Raw genomic sequence first — 8288 nt, forward strand, 5'->3', positions numbered from 1 at the left:
GCATACGTCCGGGGCTAATGTCGGGTGGGCGGTTCGACGAAAAAGTGCTGTGGATTGCGGCCGCCCAACTCAGCCGCCGCGAGCCAACTTGGAATGACGCCTCGCCCTGCCCATGTTTGACCCGTCTCAGGATCTCGGTACTTCGGCGCCACTCTAGATCGCCCATCCAAGCGCACCGCCGGAGCATTCGAAGATGTTGGCGAAAGTGGCAGATAGGCAGCCGTTATCTCATCCGGCATGATTTGGGACTGATGCATCCAACGAACAATCTCGCGGACAGCTAACGCTCTCCTCTTCGCACGCAGAGCGTGTATGCGCAGCTCCAATTGACCGATTTCAGCAGACAGTCCTTTCACCTCAACCCCAAGCGACGTTGAGCCACAACTTATAGTTCATGTGAATTTTATTGCCCTAACCCCTTGATTTTGCGCTAAACGCCATTTCATTCTTAGTGAATCAGCGTAGGCAGCGTCCGCGATCGACAGCAGACCTCCGAAGTACAGGGCCTTCAAAACCGATGGCTCAAACATAAAAAGGGACAGCACAGATTCGCTAAGTGCTTGAAGTTGCAGGGTTGACCATTTCAGGGTAGGAGAATTTGATTTCACACTTAATGAATTCCGACACTAGATGAATTTCGACAGGGGGTGCGTCCCCGATACGCCGTTATCGCCTGACCCACCTAAAAATGTAACAGCGCAGCCTCCCCCCCTTGAACCCCGGAACATCATCCCTATAATTAGCACTCGACACCGGTGAGTGCTAACAGCCCTCCCGGGGCTAACTGATCATTCACTTTTTAAGCAAACAGGAGTTCCTCATGGCCTTGCGTCCCCTGGGCGATCGCGTGATCGTCAAACGCCTCGAAAACGAGCGCAAGACTGCCTCGGGTATCGTCATCCCCGACAGCGCCGCAGAAAAGCCTGATCAAGGCGAAGTCGTGGCCGTCGGCCCCGGCAAGAAGACCGAAGAAGGCAAGATTCTGCCGGTCGACCTGAAGGCTGGCGACAAGGTTCTGTTCGGCAAGTACGCCGGCCAGTCCGTGAAGGTTGATGGCGAAGAACTGCTCGTCATCCGCGAGGACGAAATCCTCGCCGTGGTTCTGTAAACCCCGCCTCAAACGAATTTTCGAAGGAAGCTAAGAAATGGCTGCCAAGCAAGTATTGTTCGGTGACGACGCCCGCGTGCGCATCGTCCGCGGCGTGAATGTTCTCGCCAACGCTGTTAAGACCACCCTGGGCCCCAAGGGTCGCAACGTCGTGCTGGAGCGCTCGTTCGGCGCCCCGACCGTGACCAAGGACGGCGTGTCCGTCGCCAAGGAAATCGAACTGAAGGACAAGTTCGAGAACATCGGCGCACAACTGGTCAAGGACGTTGCTTCCAAGACCTCCGACAACGCCGGTGACGGCACCACGACCGCCACCGTGCTGGCTCAAGCCATCGTCATGGAAGGCCTGAAGTACGTTGCCGCCGGTTTCAACCCGATCGACCTGAAGCGCGGTATCGACAAGGCTGTCGCCGCCGCCGTCGCCGAACTGAAGAAGCAATCCAAGCCGGTCACGACCAGCAAGGAAATCGCTCAAGTCGGCTCGATCTCGGCCAACAGCGATGCCTCCATCGGCCAGATCATCGCTGACGCGATGGACAAGGTTGGCAAGGAAGGCGTCATCACCGTCGAAGACGGCAAGTCGCTGGAAAACGAGCTGGACGTCGTCGAAGGTATGCAATTCGACCGCGGCTACCTGTCGCCCTACTTCATCAACAGCCCGGAAAAGCAAGTTGCCGTGCTGGAAGATCCGTTTGTCCTGATTTTCGACAAGAAGATCAGCAACATCCGTGACCTGCTGCCCGTGCTGGAGCAAGTTGCCAAGTCGAGCCGTCCGCTGCTGATCATTGCAGAAGACGTCGAAGGCGAAGCGCTGGCCACCCTGGTTGTGAACAACATCCGTGGCATCCTGAAGACCACCGCCGTCAAGGCTCCGGGCTTCGGCGACCGCCGCAAGGCCATGCTGGAAGACATCGCCATCCTGACAGGCGGCACCGTGATCTCCGAAGAAACCGGCATGTCGCTGGAAAAGGCCGGCCTGGCTGAACTGGGCCAAGCCAAGCGCATCGAAGTGGGCAAGGAAAACACGACGATCATCGACGGCGCTGGCGACAGCAAGTCGATCGAAGCTCGCGTCAAGCAAGTTCGCATCCAGATCGAAGAAGCCACGTCCGACTACGACCGTGAAAAGCTGCAAGAACGCGTGGCCAAGCTGGCCGGCGGCGTTGCCGTGATTCGCGTTGGCGCTGCCACCGAAGTCGAAATGAAGGAAAAGAAGGCTCGCGTCGAAGACGCCCTGCACGCTACCCGCGCTGCAGTGGAAGAAGGCGTTGTGGCTGGTGGCGGTGTTGCACTGCTGCGCGCCAAGCAAGCCATCGCTGACCTGAAGGGCGACACGCCTGACCAGAACGCCGGTATCAAGCTGATCCTGCGTGCTGTGGAAGAGCCGCTGCGCACCATCGTCACGAACGCCGGCGAAGAAGCCAGCGTCGTGGTCAGCAACGTGCTGCAAGGCAAGGGCAACTACGGCTACAACGCTGCAACCGGCGAGTACACCGACCTGGTTGAGCAAGGCGTTCTGGACCCCACCAAGGTGACCCGTACCGCCCTGCAAAACGCTGCCTCCGTCGCCAGCCTGCTGCTGACGGCTGAAGCCGCCGTGGTCGAACTGGCCGAAGACAAGCCCGCTGCCCCGGCCATGCCGGGTGGCATGGGCGGCATGGGCGGCATGGACTTCTAAGTCCCGCTTCCCTTGCAAGGCCTCCCCGGCGCTACGCCGGGGAATGCAGTATCCCGAAAGACCCCCGGACCTTCGCCCCGGGGGTTTTTCTTTTTGTGGCGGCGCTTGTTGATTAGGCAGGCCTTGTTGATTGGGCAGGCCTTGTTGATTAGGCAGGGCTTATTGATGAGGCTGACCTCGTTGATGAGGCAGACCTTGTTGCTTCAGTGACTTGCGAACACGTTTGCGCACAAACTGGCGGTTTCGCCCGCGCGCATGCGTCCCTACAATGAAGGCTTCCCAGCCCCAAGCCGCCCTGCCTTATGCGACTTCCCCACAGCCTGCGCGCCCTGCGTCCGTCTCAGATCGGCGGACTGTTGATGGATTCCGCCAACCAGTGGTCCAGCCACCGCGCGTCCAGCAAAGGCGCTGCGCTGGCGTTGTATATGGTGTTTTCGCTGGCGCCCATGCTGATCCTGGTGATTGCCGTGGCCGGCGCGTTCTTTGGCGAAGAGGCCGTGCGGTCGGAACTGTTCACGCAATTGCGCGACCTGACGGGCGAACGCGGCGCGGAAGTCATCCAGACGGTGTTGGCCAGCGCGCATGAATCCGGCGGCGGCTGGATTGCCGCGCTGATTTCCATTTTTGTGCTGATCTTCAGCGCCACCACGGCCTTTGCCGAACTCAAGGCCAGCCTGGATGATTTGTGGGATGTGCCCGCCAACCAGAAAGGCGGCATTCAGGGCATGGTGCGCAGCCGGATGCTGTCGTTTGGATTGGTGCTGGTGCTGGCGCTGTTCCTGCTGGTGTCGCTGACCGTCAACGCTGCACTGGGCGCGGCCAGCAAATACTATGGCGACTTGTGGATGGCCTCCACCTTCGCGACGGTGGCGGACTGGCTGTCGACCTTGTTTTCCTTTTCCATTGTGGTCGCGCTCTTCGCCGTGATCTTCAAGCTATTGCCCAGCGCCAAGATCTCTTGGCCCGACGTGATTCCGGGCGCCATGGTGACGGCCGCACTGTTCCTGGTGGGCAAGTGGGGGATCGGCCTGTATCTGAGCCGGGGTGCCGCCGTGTCGGCCTATGGCGCGGCGGGATCGCTGATTGCGCTGCTGCTGTGGATCTACTATTCCGCGCAGATCTTTTTCTTTGGCGCGGTGTTTACACGGCAATTCGCGGTGCGATTCGGCAAGGCGGGTAAACCGCCCGCAGCCGAGACGACGCCGAAACCGCCGTCGCCTTCTTCAGCCCCGACGCAGTCACCTGCGTCAGCTCCTACGTCAGCTCCTACGTCGGCGCCAGCGTCAGCCCCTTCGTCAGCGCCTGCGTCAGCTCCTGCGTCAGCCCCTGCGTCAGCTTCTGCGTCAGCCCCTTCGTTAGCCCCGTCGTCAGGTCCTGCGTCAGCCCCCGCGTCAGCTCCTGCCTCAGCTCCTGCGTCAGCCCCTTCGTCAGCCCCCGCGTCAGCCCCCGCGTCAGCTCCCGCGTCAGCCCCCGCGTCAGCTCCTTCTTCCCTCCCCTCGAATCGTCCTCCCGGCGCGTAACCCCCGCTCAGCCCGCGTCCTGCGATTCCAGGCCGGCCATCAGCCGCAGACATTTCAAAAACACCGGCCGCAGTTCTTCAGGAATCGGCGCCAGCACCTGCGCCTCGACTTCGGCATCCTGCGGCAGAATGCGCGCCAGCAGCGCCACGCCCTCATCCGTGATCTCCAGCGCATACGCCCGCCCGTCTTCGGCGGATCGCGTGCGGCGCACATAGCCCTTGGCCGTCATGCGCGCCATCATCTCGGCAAACGAATTGCGGTCCAGCGCGATCAACTCGGCGATGCGGTTCTGCGTGGCGCCGGGGTTCTGATACACGGTGATCAGCAGGGCTTTCTGGCGCGGCGTCAGGTCTTCGTCCGGAAACGCCTGCACGAACAGCGCTTCGGCACGGAAGTGCGCACGGCGCAGCAGGTGCGAGGCCACTTGGGTCAGATCGAAGGACTTCAACGCGCGGGGCGAGGCGGGTCGGACAGTAGAGCTCATGGGGCTTCCAGGGTAAGACGCTTGGCGATTGTAGGCGCTGCCCCGCTCGCAAATGCGCATTGACTTGAGCGGTCGCGCTGCCTATTATCCGAACAATTAGTACGTATACGTATTTATTTTTACCTGATTCCCGTCAGACCCGAACACCATTCAAGGGGCCCGATCGTGACGATCCGCCAACTGCGCAATTACATCGACGGCCGCTTTGAAGACGGCGCGTCCACCTTCGACAAACACAGCCCCGTAGACGGCCAACGCATCGCCCAGGTGCACGAAGCCAGCCGCGATCAAGTCAACCGCGCCGTCGCCGCCGCGCATCGCGCGCTGCCGGCCTGGGCGGGCCTGTCAGTGGCGGCCCGCACCGATCACCTGCTGGCGCTGGCCGACGGCATCACACGCCGCTTCGACGACTTCCTGCAAGCCGAGATCGGCGACACCGGCAAGCCCGTCAGCTGGGCCAGCAAGATCGACATTCCACGCGGCGCCGCCAACTTCCGCGCCTTCGCGGAACTGGCCCGCACGCTGGACATGGAAAGCTACATGACCGACACGCCCGACGGCCGGCAGGCGCTGAACTACGCCTATCGCAAGCCGCTGGGCGTGGTCGGCGTGATCTCGCCCTGGAACCTGCCCCTGCTGCTCTTGACGTGGAAAGTCGCGCCCGCGCTGGCATTCGGCAACACCGTGATCATGAAGCCGTCGGAAGTCACACCCAGCACGGCCACGCTGCTGGCGGAAGTGGCGAACGACACCGGGCTGCCGGCTGGCGTGCTGAACCTGGCGCACGGGTTTGGGCCGGACTCGGCGGGGGAATTCATCACCTCGCACCCAGACATCGACGGCATCACGTTCACTGGCGAATCCGCCACGGGCGCCACCATCATGCGGGCGGTCGCGTCCGGTGTGAAGCCGGTGTCGTTTGAGCTGGGCGGCAAAAACGCCGCGCTGGTCTTCGCCGACGCCGACTTCGATGCGGCGGTGGACGGCGTCACGCGCTCGGTCTTCGCCAACTGCGGGCAAGTGTGTCTGTGCACCGAACGCGTTTACGTTGAACGCCCTATATACGACCGCTTCGTCGCCGCGCTGGCCGCGCGCGCCCGTGACATGCGCATCGGCTGGCCCATGGACCCGGATACGGAAATGGGCCCGCTGGTGTCGCGCGAGCATCGCGAGAAAGTGCTGTCGTACTTCGCGTTGGCGCGCGAAGAAGGCGCAACCGTTGTCGCGGGCGGCGGCGTGCCGGTGTTTGGCGACGCGCGCGACGCGGGCGCCTACGTCCAGCCCACCATCTGGACCGGCCTGAAAGAAGACGCGCGCTGCATCAAGGAAGAAGTGTTCGGCCCGGTCTGCCACATCGCCCCGTTCGACACCGAAGACGAAGCCATCCGCCTGGCCAACGACACACGCTACGGCCTGGCCGCCGCCGTCTGGACGCAGAACCTCACGCGCGGACACCGCGTGGCCCAAGCCATGAAAGTCGGACTCGCCTGGGTGAACTGCTGGTTCCTGCGCGATCTGCGCACCCCATTTGGCGGCAGCGGACTATCAGGCATCGGACGCGAAGGCGGCCGCCACTCGCTGCATTTCTATACCGAGCCCACCAACGTCTGCATCAAGCTCTGACCCCGCACGCAAAGGAACGCACGATGACCCAGCCCAATACCACCGCCGACGGCAACAAGGCCAACGCCAATACCGACGCCGTCGCCAATACCACCGCCACCGCCACCCCCAACACCAGCACCAACACCAGCGCCACCGTCGTCGCCGGCAAAGCCACGCCCCGCGGCAAATACCCGCACATCAAACGCGCCGGTGATTTTCTCTTCGTATCAGGCACCAGCTCACGCCTGCCCGACAACCGCATCGCGGGCGCTGAAGTCGACGCCATGGGCACCACCACGCTCGACATCCGCGTGCAAACCCGCGCCGTCATCGAGAACATCCAAGACATCCTCGCCACCGCCGGCGCCACGCTGGCCGACGTCGTCGAGATCAGTACTTTCCTGGTCAACATGAACGACTTCGGTGGATACAATCACGTCTACGGCGAGTTCTTCGACGCCGATGGCCCGGCGCGCACCACCGTCGCGGTGCATCAGTTGCCGCACCCGCAATTGCTGATTGAGATCAAGGCGGTCGCCTACAAACCGCTGGCGCGTTAGCCACAAGACGACGCGGCGCATGCATGATGGGCGACGGCATTTCGTGTTCACACCAAGCACAGGACGATGGCTCGCGGCACGCCGCCCGGGCGACCGCAGGCATGTCGAACTTCCGCATCACGCCCAACGCGCTCAGCCACAAGCTGAAACTGCACCAGTTGCAGATCTTCGAACGCGTGCTGGCGCGCCGCTCGTTATCGCGCGCGGCCAGTGAACTGCACCTGACCCAACCCACCGTCACCAAAGCCATCCACGACCTGGAAGCGTTCTTCGGATCAACGCTCTTCGAACGCTCGAACCGAGGCGTCACCCCCACCGAACTGGCGCTGGTGCTGGGCCGCCGCGTACACGCCATGCTGGCCGAAGTGCGCTACATGGCCGACGACATCGACGCCGTCCTGGGCGGCGCCAGCGGCCACGTCGTCGTCGGCACCCTGATCGCCGCGTCCGCCAAACTGCTGCCCGAAGCCATCGCCCGCCTGATGACCGACCACCCCGGCATTCAGGTCACGGTCCGCGAAGGCCCCTCGGCCCAACTCCTGCCCGCGCTCGCCACAGGCGACGTCGACATCGTCGTCGGCCGCCTGCCCGGCGCCGACATGGCATCCATTTCCGGCGTCGCCGTCGACCACCACAAGCTCTACCGCGAATCGCTATGCCTGGTCGTCGGCGCCCAACACCCCTTGGCCACCGCGCCAGACATCTCACTGGCCGACCTGATCGACCACATCTGGATCTTGCCCGCCCCCACCTCCCCGCTACGCGCATCGGTGGAACGCACCTTCTTCGACGCCGGCCTGCGCCTGCCCACCCGCCACGTCGAGTCGCTATCCCTGCTGACCAACATCGGCATCCTGATGCACAGCAACGCGCTGGCACTCATTCCGTACGACGCCGCGGCGCAGTTTCTGTCGATGGGACTATTAGCCCGCCTGCCCACCGAGGTATTCGGAGATTTCGGCGACGTAGGATATTCCATACGAGCCGACAGGCCGATGACGCCCGCCTGCCAAAGGCTGGTGGAATATCTAAAAACCATCACGGCACAACGCGCGTAAGGCAATGCCGATGATGGGTTACGCGCGATCACCATCAGGGCACCGATGACGTACCGCGCGCGCGTCACCCATCCTACGAAAGCAACGAGATCAACGCAGCGCCCCCGCACAACAACATCCCGACGCAAGACACTGCCGACGCCCCACAAGGCCGCCCGCGCGGCCTGTGGTGGTTTAATTTTGGTGGACACCCAGATAGGTTGAACCTAGGAGGTGAGTCATGACCAAGATAAAACGGCGTGCCTTTACGGCGGAGTTCAAGCTCGAGGCGGTGC

At 62.6% G+C, this 8288-nt stretch carries 7 protein-coding genes and 1 pseudogene; 6 read left to right on the plus strand and 2 right to left on the minus strand.

Features of this window, described 5'->3' with window-relative positions; all coding sequences use genetic code 11:
• Positions 1 to 14: 14 nt before the first annotated feature.
• Positions 15 to 257 carry an H-NS histone family protein gene (locus HV765_RS32205; RefSeq protein ID WP_420840121.1) on the minus strand — a complete coding sequence of 81 codons (243 nt, stop codon included), beginning with the start codon at positions 255 to 257 and terminating at the stop codon, positions 15 to 17.
• Between the two features lie 563 nt (positions 258 to 820).
• Between HV765_RS32205 and groES the strand changes: the two genes are divergently transcribed.
• The 3 genes and pseudogenes from groES to HV765_RS15750 form a co-directional block, all read left to right on the plus strand.
• Complete coding sequence (gene groES, locus HV765_RS15740; RefSeq protein ID WP_054423089.1) at positions 821 to 1108, plus strand: co-chaperone GroES; 288 nt, start codon at positions 821 to 823, stop codon at positions 1106 to 1108.
• Positions 1109 to 1145: 37 nt separating this feature from the next.
• A complete protein-coding gene (gene groL, locus HV765_RS15745) occupies positions 1146 to 2786 on the plus strand; it encodes a chaperonin GroEL (RefSeq protein ID WP_054423092.1) in 1641 nt (546 codons plus the stop codon).
• A 302-nt stretch (positions 2787 to 3088) separates the two neighbouring features.
• Positions 3089 to 3955 (plus strand): annotated as a pseudogene (locus tag HV765_RS15750) (YihY/virulence factor BrkB family protein); the annotation flags it as partial.
• Positions 3956 to 4313: 358 nt separating this feature from the next.
• Here the strand turns inward: HV765_RS15750 and HV765_RS15755 are convergent.
• Positions 4314 to 4790 carry a MarR family winged helix-turn-helix transcriptional regulator gene (locus HV765_RS15755; protein ID WP_175170288.1) on the minus strand — a complete coding sequence of 159 codons (477 nt, stop codon included), beginning with the start codon at positions 4788 to 4790 and terminating at the stop codon, positions 4314 to 4316.
• A 165-nt stretch (positions 4791 to 4955) separates the two neighbouring features.
• Between HV765_RS15755 and HV765_RS15760 the strand changes: the two genes are divergently transcribed.
• From HV765_RS15760 to HV765_RS15770, 3 genes are all read left to right on the plus strand, one after another.
• Positions 4956 to 6413: a 2-hydroxymuconic semialdehyde dehydrogenase gene (locus HV765_RS15760; protein WP_175170289.1), complete on the plus strand. Its 1458-nt coding sequence runs from the start codon at positions 4956 to 4958 to the stop codon at positions 6411 to 6413.
• 23 nt (positions 6414 to 6436) lie between these two features.
• Positions 6437 to 6955, plus strand: coding sequence for a RidA family protein (locus HV765_RS15765; RefSeq protein WP_254600601.1), 519 nt, complete (start codon positions 6437 to 6439; stop codon positions 6953 to 6955).
• Positions 6956 to 7056: 101 nt separating this feature from the next.
• Positions 7057 to 8013 (plus strand): LysR substrate-binding domain-containing protein, encoded by a 957-nt coding sequence (locus HV765_RS15770; protein WP_054423354.1) that lies wholly within the window; start codon positions 7057 to 7059, stop codon positions 8011 to 8013.
• Positions 8014 to 8288 lie beyond the last annotated feature (275 nt).

The sequence above is a fragment of the Achromobacter kerstersii genome (assembly GCF_902859595.1).
Lineage (GTDB): Bacteria > Pseudomonadota > Gammaproteobacteria > Burkholderiales > Burkholderiaceae_B > Achromobacter > Achromobacter kerstersii.